This is a genomic window from Labrys sp. KB_33_2 (genome assembly GCF_052114505.1).
Taxonomy (GTDB): Bacteria; Pseudomonadota; Alphaproteobacteria; order Rhizobiales; family Labraceae; genus Labrys.
The window spans coordinates 1-871 of sequence record NZ_JBFREW010000078.1; the positions used below are offsets into that span (position 1 = coordinate 1).

The window sequence follows — 871 nt, forward strand, 5'->3', positions numbered from 1 at the left end:
GGATCTTGGTCAGCAGATCCAGATGCGACTTCTTTTCGGCCGTGTCGGCGCGCGCCGATACCAGCCGGCCGTTCAATTGGGTGAGCTGCTCCTGATTGAGCGTCGCACCGGGGACGGCTTGCGCGAGATTGTTGTCGGCCCGAAACCTCGCCACCGCTTCCTCTGAGAGGCGCAATTGCTGGCGTAGCTCCACCAGCCGATCGTTCAGCCAGTTCGAGGCGCGCTTGGCCGCTTCGAAGCGGGCGTCGAGCTTGTCGACGACATAGGCATCGGCAATCGCATTGGCCAGTTTCATGGCCTTGGCCGGGCTGTCGGAGGTGTAGGAGACGTTGATCACATAGGCCTGGCCGGCTCGCGAAATCAACACTGCATTCTTGAGACCTTCCACTGCGGCGACCATGTCCGGCGACATGTCGTCGTCTGACCCGCCTGCAGGAGCCGGTGCTGCCGTTGGGGAGGAACCGGCATTGTCCTGGGACGGCCGGGCGGGAGTGCCGCCGCCGAGCAGGCCTTCCTTGAGCACCACGCGCTTGAGCAGGACGGTGGAGCGCATTACGGCGATCTCGCTCTCGACCACGGACAGATCGAGAGCGGTGTCGGTGTAGATGGAGTCCGGACCAGCGGCCTTTTCCTTGCGGGGGTCCAGCAGCAATTGGGTGGTGGCGGTGTAGAGGGGTGTTTGCCTGGCGACATAGATCGCCCCCAACAGTGCAGCCAGGATAGTCCAGGCAAGGATGAAGGCCCATTGGCGCCAGACGAAGTTGACGGTATCGCGGACATCGAATCCGCTGCCCTGGGTTTCGCTGTCGTCCAATCCGCGCAACCTCGTGTCGAGACGGTTCAACATCTGGCGCCGTTCCTTGCTTTCGCT

At 62.8% G+C, this 871-nt stretch carries 1 protein-coding gene; it reads right to left on the bottom strand.

What is annotated here, in order from left to right:
• Positions 1-847 (bottom strand): GumC family protein (locus AB4037_RS34600; RefSeq protein WP_441774679.1); only part of this gene is annotated, 847 nt, incomplete at its 3' end.
• Positions 848-871 lie beyond the last annotated feature (24 nt).